Raw genomic sequence first — 19,780 nt, forward strand, 5'->3', positions numbered from 1 at the left:
GGGGCCTGACCCTGTACTGGGACTCCGGCGCCGTCGAAGGCCACGTCGAAGAACACGTCAAAGAACAACGCCTCCAGCACGGAGTTCCGCAGCCCGCCATCCTCACCATCAGCCCACTCGATATCGACCAGACTCAGATCCATACTCAGATCCCTCGCACGACACTGGTTCGACAGCGAACCCAGTCGTTCAGGCTTCCTTGTCAGCGAACCTGGTCGCTCTTCGGTCCGATGCCTTTGATCCTGGTCGGAGTTCCGTCCGGGGCGAACGAGTGGTGGAAGGTGAAAGCGTGCGGCGCGGAGCCGTGGTCGTGGAGGTGTTCCAGCTTGGAAACCCCGTCCTGCCAGGTGGGTATCACGCCGTCGGTGACCCACCAGAACACGTAACCCGGGTGCCCTGTCCTCTCGAACCAGTCGTAACGCCTGTTGAGCGCCGCGCGGTGCAGACCGGTGTAGATGGCGTCGATGGCGGGGCGCAGGTCGGTCCAGAGTGAGAGGGTCGCGGCCAGGGCGATGGTTTCCACAGTGCGGCCCTTCCCGTACCAGGCCGGAACAGCAAACTCTCCCCACTCACCCCAGTCCGAGTCGAAATCCGTCCGTGCGCCCAGGCTGCGATCTACCGCTTCAGCGCGAGCGATATATCCGGGGTGCCGGCCGATCTCCCGGTAGACGGCCTCACCGCTCTCGTGGAACTCCCGCGTGAGAGGTGCGGGATCGGCGAGAGGGGACTTCAGGACGCCGAATGTGTACAGAGCAAGATGGGGCATGCGTCTCTCCCTGGTTGGGGGTGCCTGGTGTGGACCCGGTTTGGCGGCTTCGCATGGAGGCGAGGTTCGTGGGGCGTGGCCAACTCGTCCCTTCGGGTGACTCAGCCTGATGGAACCTCTGTGCGACCATGGGCGACCGCCGAAGACCAGGTGAAGGTAGCTGTCTCTGCGGGCCATGTCGAAGTTGCGTTTTCCCCGTCCAAGTGGCCTCTTGAAACAGGTCCTTGCGGGAACCGGGGCGGTGACGCTGTCCGCCCTCGCGGAAGTCCGCATCGGCCCAGCAAATGCGGAGGAGCAGCATCGACCGCTCTGCTCAGGCTGGTGTGCCGGGGCGAGGCCAGGGGCGTCGAATGGGTTGGATGACGCAGTGTCCTGTCGAAGTGCTTCTGTCGACTGGCGGGCCGTTGACCTGCTGGGATGCCAGATCGTTTGAGAAGGCTCGGGCTCGGGATTCTCGGACGACCTGGCTTTCGCGGAAGGTCCTTGGCTCCGAGGGTGGCGGAGATCCGCGTGAATCGTCGGATCAGCTCGGCCGTCATCGCCGGACAGGGCCCCTGGCTTCCCCCCGTTTGACGCATGCCGATATCGGCATATGATGGTGTTCATGGCACGAGCAGCGACGACGTCGGATGTCTTCAACGCGATCGCCGAGCCGCAGCGCCGGGAGATCCTGGTGCTGCTGCGGGCGGGTGAGCGGCCGGTGACCGAATTGGCCCAGGAGTTGGGGATGACCCAGCCGGGGGCATCCAAACACCTGCGGGTGCTCCGGGAGGTCGGGCTGGTGCGGGACCGCAAGGCAGGCAAGCAGCGCCTGTACGGCCTTGACGCCCGCGGGCTGCGATCGGTCCACGAGTGGAGTGGCGGGTTCGAGCGGTTCTGGAACGAGCGCTTCGACCGGCTGGACGAGTACGTGCAGGATCTCAAGCAGGCAAAACAGGAGGAGTGACCAATGGCAGCGACAGGACGGGATACGCCGGCCCAGTCAGCGACGGCCGACCGCGAGATCGTGCTCTCCCGGGCCATCGACGCCCCACGGGAGCTGGTGTTCGAGGCGTTCACCGAGGTCCGGCACCTGTCGCGGTGGTGGGGACCGGAGGGGTTCACCACCACCACGCGGGCGTTCGAGTTCCGCGTCGACGGGGAGTGGGTTTTCGTGATGCACGGACCGGACGGGACGGACTACCAGGAGTGGATCTCTTGGACCGAGATCGCCCCGCCGGAGCGGATCACGTTGCTCCACGGTGAGTCCCGCGGCGACCCGAACGCCTTCGAGTCGGTCCTGACATTCACGCCCGACGGTGCGGCGACCCGGATCGAGATGCGCACGGTGTTCCCGACCAAGGAACTACGAGACGAGGCGGCCGAGAAGTACCACGCGATCGAGGGCGGCCGGCAGACTCTGAGCAGCCTGGCCGCCTACGTCACCGGGATCGTTCGGAAGGGAGCGGAGGGCTGATGGCCGGGAAGGTGTTCTTCAGCGTGTCGATGTCGCTGGACGGGTTCATCGCGCCCGAGTCCCCCGAGGACTTGATGGGGCGGCAGTGGATGGAACTACAGCAGTGGATCTTCCCGCAGCGGTTCTTCCGGGAGAATCTGAAGCTCGGCGAGGGCGGTGAGGAAGGGCGCGACAACGACATCGTGCGGGAGACGTTCGAGCGCACCGGCGCGAGCGTGATGGGCAAGCGCATGTTCGACGCCGGCGAGCAGGCGTGGCCGCAGGAGGCTCCGTTCCGCACTCCGGTCTTCGTCGTGACGCACGAGAAGCGTGACCCGTGGGAGCGGCCGGGCGGGACCACCTTCCACTTCGTCAACGACGGCATCGAGACCGCGCTCGACCAGGCCCGCGAGGCCGCCGGCGGCCGCGACGTCCGCATCGCGGGCGGCGGCGCGACGATCCTGGAATACGTGAACGCCGGCCTGATCGACGAGTTCTCGATTGCGCTGGCACCCGTGCTGTTCGGCTCCGGGATCCGCCTGTTCGAGGGCGTGGACGCGGCCCGCGTGGCCCTGGAGCCGGTCCGCACGGAGCCCTCCCCCAGGGTGACGCACCTGACCTACACCGTCCGGGAGCGGTAGCCGGAGAGTCGGATGTGAGCGGCTCCCCGGCGGCGCCTCAGCCCTCCGGGGTCCGTACGGCGGTCAGCGCCCCCGGCGTCGGGGAGGGCGAGTGTCCGGGCCGATCCCGGTCTCGCCACTCCAGCCAGGACTCGAACTCCACCAGCGACTCCGTCGTGGCCGTCCATGGAGCCGAGGGCAGCGTGGCCAACTGGCCAGACAGTGGCCATCCGACCTGAGATCTGGCCACGAAAGCCGAGGCCCCACACCGGCCGATGCCTGCCAGGGGGCCTGGAGGTGCGTATGCCGCGGCCGTTGTGAACCGGTGCCATTTCGTTTGGCCTGGTCACTTCTCCGAATCCTGGGGTCGGTCCGTCCCAAGCCTCTGATCTGCAGCTCTCTGAAACAGAATCGATGATGCCGGAGGAATCACCGCGAGATGTTCTGGAGAGCGAGAGCCGCTCCGCCTGCCACCTCAGTACAGTGACTTCGCATGACTGATACGGAGATCGAGATCACCGCAGACCTGGTTCGCGACCTGCTGCAGGAACAACACCCAGACCTTGCAGGGCTGGCCATCCGGGAGGTGGCGGGCGGCTGGGGCAACCAGATGTGGCGCCTCGGGGACGAGTTGGCCGTGCGCATGCAGCGCATGGACCCCACTCCGGAGCTTCAGCTCAAGGAGCGGCGGTGGCTACCCGTGCTGGCCCCGCGCTTGCCGCTCCCGGTGCCACTCCCGGTGCGCTTCGGTGAACCGTCCGAACGCTTCCCCAAGCACTGGACCGTGATGACGTGGGTTCCCGGCGAGCCGCTGGACCACGGCTCGATCAGCCGCGGCGCCCACGCGGCCGACACGCTGGCGGGCTTCCTCCGGGCGCTCCACGTGGAGGCGCCCGCCGAGGCGCCGATCTCTACGGACTTCGGTGCCCATCCCAGGAACTGTACGGACAGCTTCGAGAACTTCTTCCAGGCCGTTGCCCTCGACGACATCGCTGCCGACGTCCGGGCCGTCTGGGACGACGCCGTTGCGGCCCACGCGTGGGAGGGTCCGCCGGTGTGGGTGCACGGCGACCTCCATCCCGCGAACGTCGTCGTCTCGGACGGAACGCTCTCGGGCATCGTCGACTTCGGTGCCATGTTCGCCGGCGATCCGGCGTGGGACCTCGCCGCCGCATGGGTGCTGCTACCCGCGGGCACGGCCTCACGGTTCTTCGACACGTACGCGCATGCAGACGAGGCGGCGATCCGCCGCGCCCGCGGGCTGGCCGCTATGAAGAGCCTCTTCCTGATGCTCATGGGGCAGAACGGAGATCGGGGCCTTCCCGGCGGCAAACCGAACTGGGGACCTCTGGGCCGGGCGGCACTTGATCGTGTTCTGAAGGGCGTTTGACGCCTGCCTCTTCGCCTGAGTCTTTTACCTCCACCCGGTTACCAGGAGGCGCTGGAGGGGGCGTAACGGCTACGAGCAGGTCTGGCTGTGCTGGACCAGGAGCGGGCCGGCCTGGTGATGACGGCTGCCGTCGAGGCCCCGCGTTGGGGGCCCGACAGCGAGTGACGTCAGGCGGACCGGCTGACGTCGTCGAAGTCGGTGGAGGCCGACAGCTCGGCCCATGCCAGCATGTCGCACTCGAAGGCGTCACGTCCGGCCCGGACGAGCTGAAGCGCGTCGGTGCCGAGCAGCAGGCGCGTCGGCGGCCGGTCGGCCGCCACGATGCGCAGCACCGCGGCCGCGGCCTTGTCCGGGTCGCCCGGCTGGTGCCCGTTGCCGTGGATGCGCCGGGCGCGCAGCGGCTCGAACAGCTCGTCGTAGTCGGCGATCACACGGGGGGCGCGGATCATCGAGCGGCCGGCCCAGTCGGTCCGGAAGCTGCCCGGCTCGACGGCGGTGACATGGATGCCGAAGCCGGCGACCTCCTTGCCGAGCGTTTCGAGGATGCCCTCCACCGCGAACTTGCTGCCGTGGTAGAAGCTGAGGCCCGGCATGGTGATCAGCCCGCCCATCGAGGTGACGGCGATGATGTGTCCCGAACGGCGCTCCCGCATGTGCGGCAGCACGGCCTTGATCACCGCCACGGTTCCGTAGACGTTCACCTCGAACTGACGGCGAAGGTCATCCATCGACGACTCCTCGAAGAGGCCGTCATGGCCGTATCCGGCGTTGGCGACGAGTACGTCGACCGGGCCCAGGTCGCGCTCGGTCTCGTCCACGACCGTGTCCACCGCGTCATGGTCGGTCACGTCCAGGATGCGGGCGTGCGCGTCGCCGGCGAGCGCCTCAAAGGCCCGTGCGTCGGCGGGCGTGCGCACTGTGCCGACCACCCGGTGGCCCGCGGCCAACGCCGCACGCGCGAGTGCGCGGCCCAGGCCGGTGCTGACGCCGGTGATCAGGAATGTCTTGTTGTCCGACACAGGTTTTCCCTTCGTGCGATGCGAACGGAGGCCGACCTGGGCGGTTGGGCCCCGGTCGGTCTCGACGCGTTCCACTTCAGCACCGGAATCGGCTGCTGATCGACTTCCGGGAGGTCCTCTTCGCCCCGGGGACAGCCGGACCGGGGGACTGCCAGTCCCCCTTTCGCGGGCCGTCGGGGCGACCTTGGGCCCTATCGTGAACGGCATGGACCGCAACACAGCTCTCGGTGAGTTCCTCCGCTCCCGGCGGGCACGGATCACCCCGCGCCAGGCAGGCCTGTCCGACGACGGCGGCTCCCGGCGAGTGCCAGGACTGCGCCGTGAAGAGATCGCGCAACTGGCGGGCGTGAGCGTCGACTACTACGTACGCCTGGAACGCGGACGCCGACTCAACGTCTCCGAGACCGTGCTGGACGCCATCTCCCGGGCGCTACGCCTCGATCCCGTCGAACGCACCCATCTGTTCCAGCTCGCCAAGCCCGCCGCAGGCAGGCCCCGCCGCACGGCGACGCGTCCGCAGCCGGTCCGCCCGGGGCTGCGCGACCTGCTCCGGATCCTCGATCACACCCCCGCCCTCGTGCTGGGGCGGCGACTGGACGTACTTGCGTCCAACCAGATGGCACGTGCGCTGCTCACCGACTTCGACGCGCTGCCGCACCGCGAGCGAAACCTGGTGCGGTTCATGTTCTGCGACGAGACCGCCCGCTCGCTGTATGCCCACTGGGACACCCACGCCCAGGACATTGTCGCCTCGCTCCGGCTCGACGCCGGACGCCATCCACACGATCCGCTGCTGGCCGAACTCGTCGGCGAACTCTCGATCACGGATGAGGACTTCCGCCGCTGGTGGGCCGACCAGAACGTGCATCGGCACACGCATGGAAGCAAACACTTCCACCACCCGATCGTCGGCCCTCTCACCCTCAATTACGAGTCCCTCACCCTGCCCGCCGACCCGGACCAGCGGCTGAGCGTCTACACCGCCGAGGCAGGCTCCAGCTCCGAAGAGGCGCTTCGGCTACTGGCCACGTGGATACGACAGCCCGAGACCTCGCACGGGCAGCACGCAGATCATCGGACGCCCGCCGGTCCGCGAGGAGCGGTCGGCGATAGTGGCTGCGTCCCATGAGCCGGGAATGGGTGTTATGGAACATCAAGCTCCGAACTTGTTCTCGATCTTGGTCGAGGATCATGCGGCAACCCACCTCCGTGGGATCATCGATCACCACGCGTGGCGGGGATGCCAAGGTTCACGGCCGTCTGCTGCCCGTGGCCCCGATCGAGCCGGCGAAGCTCCTCTTCGGCGTCGGCCAGGCCGACCTTCGACCTCGCCGAGCCGGCCTTCCGTCTCGCCTTCGCGCGGGCCTGTGACCTTGCCAGGTCCTTCACGGACCTGGTCCGCGACCGTCGCGGCCAACTGCTGTTCGGCTGGATCCGCCAGGCCGAACAGTCGGGCCTCATCCTCGTCGGAAAGCTCGCCACGTTCCTCCCCCAGGACCTCGACGCGGTCACCGCCGGACTGACCCTCGAATGGAGCTCCGGCATCGTCGAGAGGTACGTCAACCGCCTGAAGACAATCAAGAGAGCCATGTACGGACGGGCATCGTCCCGGCTTCTGCGGATACGCGTCCTCACCCGGCCGTGATCGTCACGCGCATCCGACCCGCGTTTCACCGAAAGGCGGGCTCGGGCTGGAAGGGAGGGCGCCAGTCGCCCCAGGTCGGCGCGTAGCCGGGCGGGGGCCAGTGGTCTGAATGGCCTGGGTAGGTCCACTGACGGCCCACCCATTCACATTCCGGTATCTGACCTTCCCAGTCGTCCGTACAGCGGTCAGCCCAGTCCCGCCCCACCAGCACTGGACGAGTAGCTACCCCGCCGGCGATCTCCTGCACCCGCACAACCAGGCCCAGCCCGTTGACTCCAGGGTTTCCGCGCGGCCCGTATGACACGCGGAGCCCCGCAGACCGAGAGGCGTCCAGGAGAAGCTGTTCGACCTCGGCCGGAACACAGGCAGTCAACTCCAAGCCGTCAAGCGTCACGTGTGGCCCGTACGCCGCATCGACCGCCACGCAGAACAATCGATCGGCGTCATCGAAGTAGGTGTACACGGCGGGGGTCGCATGGCCAGTACCGAACTGCGCGCCAAGGATGTGCGGAAGGTGAGGGTCTGCCTGGAACCGGCGCGGCTCGATCATGCTCGGCAGGACTTCAGCGACGTCATTGATGCGCATCCCGAAGCGGAGCGGCCCGACGCTCTCCAGCGGCGCCAGTCCCCAGAGCAGCCGCGTCGATCCATCCTCGCCTTTCCGAAGTTCTGCTGCCGCCATCCCACATCCATCTCTGCTCAACAACCGGCTGTCCCCGTTCGGAAGGCTCAGAATCGCTTGTCCCAGCAACGATCTCAAGATCGTTCACAGGGCTCCGGTCAGAACCTTGAGAATCCCCACCTCCTGCTTGAGGGTGAGGCAGACCTGCTCGCTGAGACTCCCCCACCCGATGTCGCTGTCACGCGCACCCCCACTCATACGGTTCTGATCGGTGCGACACAATGCCAGTCAACTGGGCGGACGACGGTGGGGGTGGGACGTGGGGCGTTTTGGCTCGCGAAACCGACGTAAGGGCATACCGAACGAGCCGGCGCTACTGGCTGCGGCTGCGGAGAATCCCGGTGGCAGCGTCGCCGAGATCGACCCGACGTATGTCGACGACCCGAACGGCTACGTACCTCCCGAGGCAATCCGCGGCGCGTGGTTGGTGGACAGCAGCGGGAAACTGACAGGTGAGTACCAGGAGAATCCCCGTCACGGGGTGCCACAGGACGACTTCAGCATGCTCACTGACCCTGATCACTGGCTTGGCTGGCTCGGCGATGACCCCGCGACCGCCATCCGGCAGGGCATCGAAGAGTCCTTGCGCGCTCAGGTGGCAGACACAGTGGTCGAGTGGGTCAAGATCCTTGAAACACCCCGGTTTCTCACGGGTGGGCGTCAACATTCCGAGGACGAACAGGTCGTGTTGGTCACCCGCGCGGCACTCGCCGCACAGTTTGCGTTGTCCGTGCGCTCAACGCAGCACGGGCGTTCCCTCCTCCTGGGGGTGTTCTCCTGGGCGGCGGTAAACCTCTCACCGCCGGGAGTCCGCAAGGACCGGCACTGGTTTGACCTGGGCGCCGGGCTGGACTGGGCCGGTGAACGGCTTCAAGAACGGATCTACGAGATTGACGGTGAGGACGGCACCACCGAACGGTAGACAGGGAGAGCCGTCCGAACCCTCAACTGCCCCCCCGTTACCCTTGCCGTGGCTCCGCAACGGGGCCTCCGGCCTTCGGGTCCGGCATGACTTCCTCCTTGTTGTTGATGATCCGGGGGGTGGTGTCACCGTGCTCGGAGGCATCGACGGGCCGCTGATGAGGGGCTATGCAACGGTGTCCCCTCACTGTGCTCGTCCCGTTCGTCGTCGTGTTCATCGTGATGTGCACCATCGTCGGCGACCACTACGACGAGGAGTCCACCTTCCGCCTCGCCATCTGGGCCATCCCCGGGGCAGCCGCCGTGTGCGTCGAGCTCAGCATCCGGCACACCCGGATCTGCCACCGGCGAGGGAACTCCCGGCAGCGACAAGGCGCGCGGGCTGCTGCTCGGCCTCGCGCTCGCAGCCGTGGCCATCGCGACAACCCGGATCATGCGGCCGCTCCGCGGCGAGCGCGGCAAGTATTTCGGGGTACGCGAGGACGGCCTGGTCCACGGGTCTCGGCGGGGCGCCGCCGGTTGGTCCTGGAACCGCGTCACCATGCTCCGCATCGAAGGCTACGCGGGAAGCGCCCTGGCAACGTGGAAAACTCCCTGGCGACCCGGCTCGGCACCGGCTACCGCGTCTCCGTACTGGCAGGAGATCCAGTGGGTTGGCGAGATGACCAAGGATGCACTCGAAGTCGCATTTGCCCATCAATGAGATGGTGAACTGCCAGGGCCGTCCCCATTCGCCCTCTCTGCGCAGACGCGTGCCGCCCACCGTACCAGTGCCGTGTACTTCTCCCGGCGGACCCGGGCCTCCTCCTGCTCGCGGGCGTCGCCAGCTCGCGGCAGGGGTGGCCGATCGCTTCCAGGAGTGGCTGCGGGTGATCGCGGCCGAAGCGGGCGAACCCGGCCCCGGTCGGACCCTGCTCGCGGAGATCGCTCAGCCCGACCGCGACGATCGGGATCTTCCCCTCGTAGAGGTGACGGCCGCCGCGCTGCCGTTCTCCCCGCCACAGGTGACGGGTGAGTTCTTGCGGGCTCCGGTCCGGCCCTCTGAGTGACGCTTACTCCGCAGACTTCGGGAGACGGTCGGTCCGCGGTCCGCTCCCCGCAGAGCCGGTGAGGTCGGCCACCACCAGCTCGGCCGCCCGCACTGGATCCCCGCCGGCGCGGGTGAGCAGTGAGGCCGCGTCGTAGCCTGCGTCGACCGTCTCTCGGTGGGTCACTTTCATCCAGTGCACCGACTCGTAGCGCGGTGAGCTGAGCGCCGCGCCGATGTCGGAGCGCAACCGCTCCAACTCCACGACGACCGTCCAGGCGTCGTCCTCCATCCGGGCCCGCCGCACCGGGTCGCAGGCCGCGATGGCCTGGTCGGTTTCGGGTGGATCGAACTCATGGGCGGCCAGGGCCGGCAGGAGTTCGGGGACGCCCAGGATCGCCGCCGCGTCGAGGGTGAAGACGTGGGATCCGTCATCGGAGTCCAGCAGTTGCGCGATCAGTGGGACGGCCCGTGGATCGTGCCGTCTGGCCAGCCCTCGCGCGCCCTCTTCCCGGACCTCGCTGCACTCATCGGTGGCGCACTTCCACAGTGCATCCCTGATGGCGGTCGTGTCCTGCTCCAGTTGGAATCCCAACGTGAATGCGGCCCAGTTGCGGACCTCGGGGTCCTGGTCCTGGGTGAGCCGGATCAGTGCCTGGACATCGGGCCCGTCGGGCAGTCCGCTGTTGGTGAAGGTGATCTCCGAGGCGACCTGACGCCGCAGGTCGGCGTCCTCATGGCCGGAGAGCCTCACCAGCACGGGAACGGCACGCGGGTCCTGCGCCCGGCCCAGACCGCAAACGAGGGACGACAGCACGCAGACCTCTGTCTCCACCTCGGCCAGCGCCATCAGGGCGATTGCCGCCTCACTACGCAGGGACTCATGCGCGTTGGCCGCATTTCCCACCACATCGCAGCCCACCTTCCGCTCCAGGACGTCGGCCGACCGCAGCAACCCCAACCCGCACTGCAACGCGGTTTTCCCGCTCTCCCCCTGCACCGTCTCCCAGGCCAGCCTCCAGTAGGCGTGCTCGTCGTGGTCCGCCTCCGAAGCCTGCGCCACTCGCGCCGCAGTCATCAAGCGCCCCACCATCCCTGCCGCGTTGTCCATGTGCGCATTCTTGCCCGAAGGACCTGGTACAGGCAGTGGATTTCTACGCCAGACCCGCACCGGCACTCCAACCAACTGCTTCAGCGGTGAGCCTCGGCCTTCGACGTGCTGCTCAGGGTTCAAACACAAGCACGGCCGAGTCGGGCGACTCCGGCCCTTTGATGCACGTTCAGCCACGTGGGGAATGAACAACAGGTCTCGCCGCTTTCGCGGCTCTGCCCGCAGTTTCGTGAACGTCACGGCTGGGTGAGGATACGGGTCCGGAGGAGTTCGCAGGACGCACGGCCACAGATGGCCCGCTTGAACGTCTTCACCCGGTTCACGTGGCCTTCGACAATGCCTGAACTCCAGGGAAGAGCGAGGCCGACGCTTCCACTCCAGCAGCAGTACGCCGCGCCGGTGACGCACGGACGGACTCGGCGGTTCCCGCCCGCAGGGCGGCGAGGTGTTTCCGGACGACCTGGCGGCTGCCGCGATATCCGCGTTCGTGGATCTCCAGGGACAGGCGGGTGCCGCTGACCTGACCTCGTGTCTCGGTGAGGCGCACGTTGAGGTATGCCTTGAACGGCTCCGGCACACCATTGGGGCGGCGGTCGCGGGCGAAGCCCGGCAGGTTCGTCGAGATTGGTGTCACAGAGGCGGCGCACGGCCTTGTGGCCGAGGTCCAGACGGCGGGAATGGCGCTGATCGTCCCGCCCTTGTCCACCAGGACGTGCGTACGAGCGTGGTGATATCGACCGCGGACGGCGTGCCCGGCAGCTGGTACACAGCAGGTTGACGCGCTGGACGCGATCGCTGCAGCCAGGCGAAGAACTCCGCGAGGTCCTCCAGGCCCAAGCGCCTGAAATCGACGTCGCGCCGGCCGCCCACTCGAAGAGGTTCCGCAGGTCGTGCGCGTACGCCTGCGGCGTGGGGCGCACGTCCTGTCGCGGTGAGAGATGGCCCAGGTACGCATTCACGCCGCCTCGGCAGGCAGTCCGCCATCGTCGCTGACGAGCGGGCCCCGCTGCGCGACCCGCTGGTCGCCACCGCGATCCGCGGCCGCGCCCTGCGCACCCGGGCCGTCATCGGCGTCGCCCACCTCGCCGACTGCCACCAGGGCCCCGCCGGCACCGCCCCGTGCTCCCGCTGGGCGCAGCCCGACGTGTTCCACGTCGCCCTGGCCGACGTCCAGGAACTCGCGCTCCCCAGCCCGCGGCTGCGCGGACAGCTCGTGCCGTGGCGCCTGCGCAGGGCCCCGTGGACCAGGTCCTCCGCCGGCTCCCCCGCCTCTCCCCGGAGGGCACCTCATGACCGGCTCCCGTACCGGCGTACCAAACGCGCCGACCATCGTCCTCGCCGACGACCGGATCCCCTTCCGCTACACCAACCAGGTCCTGCGCTGCCGTACGGAACCCGGCCCGCTTTCGATCGAGGACATCCACGACAAGACGCGTGCGCAGGTGCCGATGGGCAGCTTCTTCTTCTCGGAGTGGGCGAGGAAGACGACAACCTGTTGGCCAACGCGTGTATGCCTGAGCTATCCGGAGTTGGCGCTGAGGTCGGCGCCGGTCAGATCACAGCTTGCGTCCCACAACCGCGCCGCGACGGAGGGGTCGGCGAGGTGGCTCCACAGCGGTTCACGTCGTGGCTCGCCGCGCAGGCCGAAGACGCGCGGGCCCCATAGCTGGCCTCCACGCACGGCCGGGTCGAGCACCGCTCGGACCGCAGGCCATGCGCCGGCGTGTTTGCCCTGGACCAGGAGGGCAGCAGGTGCCGCGCACAGCCGTGCGCCGATAGTTCGCACATGGACCGGTGGCCGTGACGGGGTAAGGGCGTCCAGCGCGCCGCCTGGATGGACCACCACACTCGCCACCGTACTGCCGCCGGCCCGCAGGCGGCGGTCGAGTTCGACGGCGAAGTACATCTGTGCCAGCTTGGAGCGTCCGTAGGTGCGCTTGGGCCGGTACTCCTTCCGGGACTGCAGGTCGTCCAGGTCGAGCCGCTCGGACTTTGCCGCGAAACTGCCCATGGTCACGACGCGGGCCGCTGGAGCAGCCGACAGCAGAGGCATCAGCCACCGGGTCAAGGCGAAGTGCCCGAGGTGGTTCGTGCCGAACATGAGCTCGTGGCCGTCCCCGGTCTCCTTGCGCGGCGGGTCGTCAAGTGCGACGCCAGCGTTGTGGACCACCGCGTCAAGGTGCTCCACCTCAAGCGATTCGACCGCTGTTTCGAGCGAGGAGAGGTCGGCGAGATCCAGCCGTACGGCCCGCACCCGCGAACCGGGGACACGCGCACGGATCGAGGCCGTGGCGACCTCGGCCTTGGCGGGATTCCGGCTGCCGAGTACGACGGTGGCCCCGGTCGCTGACAACTGCTCCGCAACGAAGTACCCGATACCGGCGTTGCCGCCGGTGACCAGGAAGACGCGGCCATCGGCACCGGGCAGCCGTTGGACATTCCAGGACGGGGTGGAGGACGTGGACAACATAGCGACGGGGCTCCCTTGCGGTTGAGGCGACTGCGGACGCTCCATTGGGTAACTCGTCATCCACGGTTCCAGCGGTCACCGACACATCGCCTATGGATCACCGACGGGCCCGCCGGGCAGCCGACATCTCACCGACGTGGCCCGCCGGACAGCCGACGTCCCGCCGGCGCGGCCCGGCGGGGAGGCGAAGGTGGATCCGGCTCGGCCACGACAAAGCGGGCCCGCTCCCCCGCCATCAGGTGGCTGCTCTGAGCCTGCTCCTGAACTGGAGGGTGCGTATACCGCGGTATACGCACCCTCAGCTTGACGTTTAAGGTTCGGTGTCGATCGCGACTTGAGCTTGATCGGCGTTCTCGCAGTTCAGCGCACGTGGGGGCGACCTTCGTCTGATCCTTTGCTACATCGCAGAGGCAGAGGAGCCAGCATGAAGGCCGCGGTCGTGAATTTGAGGTATCAGGGGATCGCAATCGCCGCCGGGTTGTGTCGGGCCCTGGCCGGGATGCCGTTGCCGAGGGCGGCGGACGGTCGGATCGTGCTGGCCAGGAATCGGACGACCGCAGTGGTAAACCCATCCTGCGGGAGTCTCCCGCCTCGCTCCTTGGGGTTCGGCCCCCGCACGATTACTTCGTCGTAAATGAAGCCGGTGCGGTTGACGCCTGCCTCAACTGGGGCGGCGGCCCCGCCTGACGCCGTCTGACACGGCCCAACGCCAAGAGACCCCTGCCTCGGTCGGTAGGCACGGGCCTACCGACCGGAGTGCTTTCCGGCCGGAGGCCCGGCCGGCCGGGGCGGGTGAGCCCGGTCCGGTTCGGTTTCTCCCCGGGGGTGGTCCGGCTGGGGCCTGCTGGGGGTCATGCGCTGTAGAGGGTGGCGCTGTTGTCGTGCAGCTTGTTCGCCAGGGGCGGGGATTCGTACTCGCCGGTGACGATCTCGATGTAGACCCCGCTCTCGGCGTTCTGGGCCTGCTTGAGGGCCTCGTCGAGTTCGGCGAGGGTGGTGGCGCGGGCGGTGTACCAGTTGTCGCAGCCCAGAGCGCCGGGCAGATCGGCGTAGCGCCACTGGGCAAGGTCGTTGTACTCGATGTCCGGGTCCTTGCACAGCAGGCGTTCGATGAGGAAGCCGTTGTTGTTGAGGAGGAACACCACCGGCTTGAGGCCGTTGCGGCCCATCTGGCTGATCTCCTGCGCGGTGAGCTGGTGTGAGCCGTCCCCGGTGATCAGTACGACCCGCTTCCGCCCGCCGTCGGCTGCGGCGGCCAGCGCGGCGCCGAACGCGGCCGGAGTCGCCCAGCCGATGGACCCCCACAGCTCTGGTTGTGGAACGTCGCCCCCTTGGGCAGCTTGGCGAAGGCCATGCCCATGGATGAGGTCCCGGTCTCTGCCACGACGATGTCGTCCGGTTTCAGGAACTCCTCCCACCGCGGGTAGAGATTCTCCGCAGTGATCTTGTCGTCCCCGTTCCCGTTCACGGCGTCGATGCGGGTGACCGGTCCGGACGGCTTCGGCCAGGACCGCTTCGGCAGCTCGTTTGCGAGCCGGTCCAGCAGGTCCTTCATCTCCACGCTCTGGTAGGTGGCCGGCCCGACGCGTACGTGGTGGTGGCGGATGTCGATGACCCGGGCCGGGTCGAGGCGGGCGGTGAACGCGCCGGTGTTGAAGTCGTTCATCAGCGCGCCGACCAGCAGGACCCGGTCCGCGCCCTCGACGAACCTGCGGACGTTCTCGTCCATCAGCTTGCCGTCGTACATGCCGACGTACGCGTCCTGGTCCTCGTCCAGAACAGCCTTGTCCGCCATCATCGTGGCGAACGGCAGCCCGGAGGCGTCCAGCACCTTCTGGAGATCGGATTCGAGCCCGGCACGGGCCGTCAGCACCCCCGGGAGGACGACCGCGCTGTCCGCGCCGCCGAGAGCCTCGCTGATTGCCTGCACGGCGGCTTCGAGCCGTTCCTTGTCGCTGACCGGCGCGGGGATCGGGGACGCCTTGCTCACCGCAGGCAGATTGGCGAGGTCGGCGGGGAAGGCCATGTAGACGGGGCGGCGGTGGTAGAGCGCGGCGGCGATCAGCCGCTCCGTCTCGGCCGCCACATTCTGCGGCGTCATGATCGCACCGGCGCACACCACCGCCTCCGACAGCTTCTGGAAGAGGTCGAACTCCCCGTTGCCCAGTGTGTGGTGGACAACCCAGTGATGTGCTTGGACCGGCATGCTCGGCATCCCGACCAGGTGGAACACGGGCAGGTGCTCGGTGTAGGCGCCGGTCCCCCGGCGCAAGACCCGGCAGGTCCACCTCCGGCACCGTGCCCAGGGCAGGTGATCCGATAACGCTGCTGCGGTAACGGGGTTTGTGACGGATCTTGGCCATCGCCGCATTTCAGAGGCACTCCCGCGCTGTTCTGCCGACGGAGAACACCGGCCCGACCGGGCTCGACGATCACTACGGTCCAGTCTCATGACGACGATTACAACGCGCACGGTCGAGTACCCGGCCGACGGTCTGACGATGATCGGGCACCTCGCGCTCCCGGTCAGCGTCGACCGTCGGCCCGCGGTGCTGCTCGGACCAGAGGGCACGGGGCTCAGCGACGTCGAGCGCCGCCGAGCCGACGCGCTCGCCGAACTGGGATACGTAGCGCTGGCCTTCGATATCCACGGCGGGCGCTATTTGGGCGACCCAGACGAGATGCTGGCCCGTTGCATGCCGCTGCTCGCCGACCCCGACCGGATGCGGGGCATCGGCCACGCGGCGCTCGACGTGTTGCGCGCCGAACCGCGGACCGACCCCGACCGGATCGCCGCCGTCGGCTACGGCACCGGCGGCGCCATCGGGCTGGAACTCGGGCGGGACGGCGTCAACCTACGGGCGATCGGCACAGTCAACGCACTGACCACGGGCCGACCGGGCGAGGCGGCGCGCATTCGCTGCCCGGTGTGGGCCGGGGTCGGGTCGGAAGACCCGATCATGCCGCCCGCGCAACGGGACGCGTTCACCGCCGAGATGCAGGCCGCGGGCGTCGACTGGCGCCTCGTGGTCTACGGCGGCGCCTTGCACGCCTTCCACCACCCGCCGGTCGACCACACCGTGCGCCCCGGCGTCGGCTACCACCCACAGCACGCGCAGCGCGCCTGGCACGACATCATCGACCTGCTCACCGAGTGCCTGCCCGTAACGGAGTGATCTGGTCAGCAACCGCGATTCCGGGCCGCGAACCAGGCCGGTAGACCGCGACCGGCTCCGGTCAGCGGGACATCACCGCAGCTCGGAGAAACGGTGACGACGTGCTCTGCGAGGGCGTTCCCACTCGGCGGCGGGAACGGCTCCGCCCAGCGCCCTGGCTCGTTCTCTGCCATCACGTGGAAACGCGGGCAGCCGACAACGTCTCCCGAGACGAAAGCGCCGATCCGATCCCCGGCGACAACATCAAGTGAGACCGGCCGCCGGGCCGGTCTCACCACTGATTGCATCTGCCCACGTCAGGGACTACCCACTGGCAATGATCAATTGAGACGGGACACTGATCACCAGTGCCTCGCGGCGGGGCGCCGAGCGGGGCGGCAATTGGCCTGTCCGCTGAGTCTGGCGCCGCGCTGGCCAAGACGTCGTCGTTGTTTCCGACGACGGCCTCCAGCCAGGCCAGGGCCCTCAAGTGCCCATCGTGAGTCAGTTCGATGTGCACGGCATCGCAACGTAGGTCAACGCCCTCAATACGAACTCCGTTCGCCTCGAAACCACCCGCACGATTGAACCTGCTCGAACGGGTCAGAGAACCAGCGGGCGCTGCGGCTAGTGCCGTGACGCATTGGTTCACCGGGTTCGTCAAGCTGCGATCGCGAGAGGACATCCGCCCCAGCGGAGACCCCTCTCGCGGATGCGGGCACGTCCGCGGTGTTGAGCAGCCGGCACGACCTCACCGTGTTCGCCGAATCGTGGCCCGCACCCAGACCTCCCGCGCGTCCGTGAAACGGCACGTCAGTTACCTTCGGGAGCTTGGCTCGCTCGCCCGGGTTCAACACGGCGCCCGTACGAACATCCGCCACGCCCTCGGGCCACCTCGACCGGGCCACCTCCACCGCCCCAGTGGACTTCGCTCTTGGGGCCCGTGGACAACTCTGCGGGAGCCGACACGGCCGGAGCTCGACGGCCTCGTGGACGTATTGGAAGAGGCTCATTGTCGGCGAAGCGGTCAAGGGTGTGGCTGATCCATGCCAGTGGCACTCCTGGGCACCGAGCGGGCGCGGTGCGGGATACCGTCAGAAGCCGCCGCCGGACAATGGCTGCGAGGGTACCGGAGCTGCGCTGGGAAGCCTCCGTCACCACCGAGGAGGAACGTGACACCGAACTCGAAGAGGTGCTCGGCGATCTCCGTCTCGTCAAGGAAGACCGGCAGATCGCCGAACTCCGCGAGGCCGTGGACTCCACGGCGCGCAGATTCACTGAACGGGTCGAGACCGGGGACGATCCCGAACCGGCCGAGTTCGTCGGCATCGGCCGGTTCCGACCGCTTCGCACCCTGCCCTCTCCAGCTCTGTGGAGGACCTCATGACCATCCACCAGGTATTCACCACCGACTATCACACCGGCGGTGAGCCGTTCCGCATCGTTCCCGAACCGCCGGTCGCCATCGAAGGAGCCACCGTCGCCGAACGCCGTATGCTCGCCATCGGCAACCCGGACGTGGACAACCTGCGCAAGCTGCTGTGCTTCGAACCCCGCGGACACGCCGACATGTACGGCGGATTCATCACCCCGCCCGACGACGAGGGCGCTCACTTCGGCGTGCTGTTCTGGCACAAGGACGGCTTCTCAACAGCCTGCGGCCACGGCTCGATCGCACTCGCCGTCTGGGCCGTGCAGACCGGCCGCGTCACCCACGACCCCTCCGGCACCACCACAGTCGTCATCGACGTGCCCTCGGGCCGGGTCACCCTGCGCGTGCACACCACCGACGAACGGATCACCGCCGTCGACTTCCTCAACGTCCCCAGCTACCGGCTCGCCGAACGCGTCACCGTCACCACGTCCCGCGGGGACCTCGCCGTCGATGTCGCCTACGGCGGCGCCATCTACGCACATCTGGACGCCGCCACCGCGGGACTGGCCGTCACCCCCGAGCACTACTCCGACCTCATCGCGATCGGACGCGAGGTCAAATGGGCGCTGAACGACAGCGAGCATGCCCGTCACCCCGTCGACAACCGCCTCAGCGGCATCTACGGCACCATCCTGTACGACGACCTCGGCACCGACGAGGACGGCAACCCGCACCAGCGCAACGTCACCGTCTTCGCCGACGGCCAGGTCGACCGCTCCCCCTGCGGCTCCGGCACCTGCTCCCGCGTCGCCGCACTCGCCGCGACCGGTCACCTCACACCAGGTCAGATCCTCGTCCACGACTCGATCGTCGGCACCCGCTTCCACGCACGCATCGACTCGGAAATGACCGCCGACGGCTACCCCGCCGTCGTTGCGGAGGTCACAGGAACGGCATACCGGACCGGCGAGCACCGATTCGAAGCCGATCCCACGGACGACCTCGCCACCGGCTTCGTCCTGCGGTAGCCACCCCTCCGATCAGCTGCGGAAGTACGTGCACCGTGCCGGCACCCCGCATTCGCCCCTCAACTCAGAGGCCCGTGTCGGCCCCGTCCAGCCCGGACGCCGCGGTCCGCGGAAGCCTCGTGCTCGAACGGTGGCCGTCATCGACCGGGCGGACCCGGTCGACCGGTCTCGGCAGACCCGTCGCAGTCGCGGGCCGGGCGGCGGTGAAGCACGGGCCGCCGGCCGAGGGTCCGCCCGACCATGGCTGCGGGGGCGCTGCTGGTCTCCGGACGACGGGGTGACGGTATCGGGTCGTCTGTCCGCCGGACACTGTTCCCGCGGCCAACGTGCGGCGGCCCGTCGTGAACCGCCGCCCACGCAACGGCCGTCCCGGGGGTCCGGAGGCGGTTACTTGGGCGCCGGGCAAACCGGGGAAGCGGCATCAGACGGTCGGCGTCGTCCGCACGGTCAGTGTGGACAGCAACGCCAGGTCGGCCTGCTCAAGGCTGTCCAGCAAGGTGATCCGGTCGGCCTTGGCGATCGGCACGGTGGAGGGAACGGCCAGCACCGAGCAGCCGGCCGCGCGCGCGGAGGCGACCCCGGTCGGCGTGTCCTCGACCGCCACGCAGGCCGCAGGGTCCAACCCGAGCCGATCAGCGGCGGCCAGGTACGGAGCCGGATCGGGCTTGGTGCGCTCGGTGTCCTCGGCGGCGACAGTGACGGTGAACCAGTGATCGCCGAGGCTGCCGAGGACGAGGTCCACTACGCGGCGTGGGGAGGCCGAAACCAGCGCGGCAGGCACGGCCGCGTCGCCCAGTTCGGCGAGCAGCGCCAGTACGCCGGGCCGGGGGACGACCTCGGCGGCGACCTTGCTGCTGAACGTGTCGCTGAGAATCTCGGCCAAGGCGCTCGCGGTGAGGCCGGTCCGGGTGATGCGGCACAGGTGGGCGGCAGTGTGGTCGACTGCGCGGCCGAGCACCTCGGGCAGGTCCTCCTCGGTGAGGGTGTGGCCGAGACCGGCGGCGAGATCGGCCGCGGTCCGGAGCCAGAGATGCTCGGTGTCGACCAGGGTGCCGTCCATGTCGAACAGGACAGCGGCGGGGGGTACGGGCACGGCGGTCCTGCCTTCTTTGGTCATGGCTCGGTTGATCACTTGT

The 19,780-nt window shown here is 68.3% G+C and carries 21 protein-coding genes; 11 read left to right on the plus strand and 10 right to left on the minus strand.

Annotation, left to right across the window (positions count from 1 at the left end; genetic code table 11):
• Positions 1-202 precede the first annotated feature (202 nt).
• Positions 203-766, minus strand: a complete 564-nt coding sequence (locus GA0115234_RS27905; RefSeq protein WP_093547236.1) for a DUF3291 domain-containing protein — start codon at positions 764-766, stop codon at positions 203-205.
• Between the two features lie 604 nt (positions 767-1,370).
• On the opposite strand from GA0115234_RS27905, the gene GA0115234_RS27910 reads away from it, so the two are divergent.
• From GA0115234_RS27910 to GA0115234_RS27920, 3 genes are read left to right on the plus strand one after another with little or no spacing between them, the layout of a single operon-like run.
• A complete protein-coding gene (locus GA0115234_RS27910) occupies positions 1,371-1,712 on the plus strand; it encodes an ArsR/SmtB family transcription factor (RefSeq protein ID WP_093547346.1) in 342 nt (113 codons plus the stop codon).
• 3 nt (positions 1,713-1,715) lie between these two features.
• A complete protein-coding gene (locus GA0115234_RS27915; RefSeq protein ID WP_093547238.1) occupies positions 1,716-2,222 on the plus strand; it encodes an SRPBCC family protein in 507 nt (168 codons plus the stop codon).
• Positions 2,222-2,842 carry a dihydrofolate reductase family protein gene (locus GA0115234_RS27920; RefSeq protein ID WP_093547240.1) on the plus strand — a complete coding sequence of 207 codons (621 nt, stop codon included), beginning with the start codon at positions 2,222-2,224 and terminating at the stop codon, positions 2,840-2,842. Before GA0115234_RS27915 ends, GA0115234_RS27920 begins: the two co-directional genes overlap by 1 nt.
• A 37-nt stretch (positions 2,843-2,879) precedes the next feature.
• Here GA0115234_RS27920 and GA0115234_RS42535 read toward each other — a convergent pair whose 3' ends face one another.
• Positions 2,880-3,032, minus strand: coding sequence for a hypothetical protein (locus GA0115234_RS42535; RefSeq protein ID WP_161275677.1), 153 nt, complete (start codon positions 3,030-3,032; stop codon positions 2,880-2,882).
• A 282-nt stretch (positions 3,033-3,314) separates the two neighbouring features.
• On the opposite strand from GA0115234_RS42535, the gene GA0115234_RS27925 reads away from it, so the two are divergent.
• The gene (locus GA0115234_RS27925) at positions 3,315-4,211 is read left to right on the plus strand and encodes an aminoglycoside phosphotransferase family protein (RefSeq protein WP_093547242.1); all 897 of its coding nucleotides are present in this window, start codon (positions 3,315-3,317) and stop codon (positions 4,209-4,211) included.
• A 167-nt stretch (positions 4,212-4,378) separates the two neighbouring features.
• Here GA0115234_RS27925 and GA0115234_RS27930 read toward each other — a convergent pair whose 3' ends face one another.
• Positions 4,379-5,230 carry an oxidoreductase gene (locus GA0115234_RS27930; RefSeq protein ID WP_093547244.1) on the minus strand — a complete coding sequence of 284 codons (852 nt, stop codon included), beginning with the start codon at positions 5,228-5,230 and terminating at the stop codon, positions 4,379-4,381.
• A 205-nt stretch (positions 5,231-5,435) separates the two neighbouring features.
• On the opposite strand from GA0115234_RS27930, the gene GA0115234_RS27935 reads away from it, so the two are divergent.
• Complete coding sequence (locus tag GA0115234_RS27935; protein WP_093547246.1) at positions 5,436-6,359, plus strand: helix-turn-helix transcriptional regulator; 924 nt, start codon at positions 5,436-5,438, stop codon at positions 6,357-6,359.
• 111 nt (positions 6,360-6,470) lie between these two features.
• Complete coding sequence (locus GA0115234_RS27940; protein WP_093547248.1) at positions 6,471-6,875, plus strand: transposase; 405 nt, start codon at positions 6,471-6,473, stop codon at positions 6,873-6,875.
• A gap of 25 nt (positions 6,876-6,900) precedes the next feature.
• Here the strand turns inward: GA0115234_RS27940 and GA0115234_RS27945 are convergent, their stop codons facing one another.
• The gene (locus GA0115234_RS27945) at positions 6,901-7,557 is read right to left on the minus strand and encodes a hypothetical protein (RefSeq protein WP_093547250.1); all 657 of its coding nucleotides are present in this window, start codon (positions 7,555-7,557) and stop codon (positions 6,901-6,903) included.
• Between the two features lie 259 nt (positions 7,558-7,816).
• Between GA0115234_RS27945 and GA0115234_RS27950 the strand changes: the two genes are divergently transcribed.
• Together GA0115234_RS27950 and GA0115234_RS42540 are read left to right on the plus strand one after the other, a co-directional pair.
• Positions 7,817-8,479 (plus strand): hypothetical protein, encoded by a 663-nt coding sequence (locus GA0115234_RS27950; protein WP_093547252.1) that lies wholly within the window; start codon positions 7,817-7,819, stop codon positions 8,477-8,479.
• Positions 8,480-8,887: 408 nt separating this feature from the next.
• Entirely contained in the window at positions 8,888-9,181 is a 294-nt protein-coding gene (locus tag GA0115234_RS42540; RefSeq protein ID WP_161275678.1) for a hypothetical protein, read from the plus strand.
• 349 nt (positions 9,182-9,530) lie between these two features.
• Here the strand turns inward: GA0115234_RS42540 and GA0115234_RS27965 are convergent, their stop codons facing one another.
• The 5 genes from GA0115234_RS27965 to GA0115234_RS43810 form a co-directional block, all read right to left on the minus strand.
• On the minus strand, positions 9,531-10,583 hold the full coding sequence (locus tag GA0115234_RS27965; protein WP_161275679.1) for a HEAT repeat domain-containing protein: 1,053 nt from the start codon (positions 10,581-10,583) through the stop codon (positions 9,531-9,533).
• Positions 10,584-10,935: 352 nt separating this feature from the next.
• Entirely contained in the window at positions 10,936-11,250 is a 315-nt protein-coding gene (locus GA0115234_RS41925) for a hypothetical protein (RefSeq protein WP_141718490.1), read from the minus strand.
• Between the two features lie 885 nt (positions 11,251-12,135).
• On the minus strand, positions 12,136-13,086 hold the full coding sequence (locus GA0115234_RS27975; protein ID WP_161275680.1) for an SDR family NAD(P)-dependent oxidoreductase: 951 nt from the start codon (positions 13,084-13,086) through the stop codon (positions 12,136-12,138).
• 851 nt (positions 13,087-13,937) lie between these two features.
• Entirely contained in the window at positions 13,938-14,393 is a 456-nt protein-coding gene (locus tag GA0115234_RS42900; protein ID WP_237541824.1) for a thiamine pyrophosphate-dependent enzyme, read from the minus strand.
• Positions 14,303-15,358, minus strand: a complete 1,056-nt coding sequence (locus tag GA0115234_RS43810; protein ID WP_237541817.1) for a hypothetical protein — start codon at positions 15,356-15,358, stop codon at positions 14,303-14,305. Before GA0115234_RS43810 ends, GA0115234_RS42900 begins: the two co-directional genes overlap by 91 nt.
• 178 nt (positions 15,359-15,536) lie before the next feature.
• On the opposite strand from GA0115234_RS43810, the gene GA0115234_RS27985 reads away from it, so the two are divergent.
• The 3 genes from GA0115234_RS27985 (at position 15,537) to GA0115234_RS27995 (ending at position 18,644) form a co-directional block, all read left to right on the plus strand.
• On the plus strand, positions 15,537-16,262 hold the full coding sequence (locus GA0115234_RS27985) for a dienelactone hydrolase family protein (protein ID WP_093547264.1): 726 nt from the start codon (positions 15,537-15,539) through the stop codon (positions 16,260-16,262).
• A 1,093-nt stretch (positions 16,263-17,355) separates the two neighbouring features.
• Positions 17,356-17,628, plus strand: a complete 273-nt coding sequence (locus GA0115234_RS44480; RefSeq protein ID WP_093547266.1) for a hypothetical protein — start codon at positions 17,356-17,358, stop codon at positions 17,626-17,628.
• Positions 17,625-18,644, plus strand: coding sequence for a proline racemase family protein (locus GA0115234_RS27995; RefSeq protein WP_093547268.1), 1,020 nt, complete (start codon positions 17,625-17,627; stop codon positions 18,642-18,644). The genes GA0115234_RS44480 and GA0115234_RS27995 overlap by 4 nt, the downstream gene beginning before the upstream one ends.
• A gap of 421 nt (positions 18,645-19,065) precedes the next feature.
• On the opposite strand, the gene GA0115234_RS28000 is transcribed toward GA0115234_RS27995, so the two are convergent.
• A complete protein-coding gene (locus tag GA0115234_RS28000; protein WP_093547348.1) occupies positions 19,066-19,761 on the minus strand; it encodes an HAD family hydrolase in 696 nt (231 codons plus the stop codon).
• Between the last annotated feature and the right edge of the window lie 19 nt (positions 19,762-19,780).

Origin of the sequence: Streptomyces sp. DvalAA-43, from assembly GCF_900091725.1 — a bacterium.
Classification (GTDB): Bacteria; Actinomycetota; Actinomycetes; order Streptomycetales; family Streptomycetaceae; genus Streptomyces; species Streptomyces pulveraceus.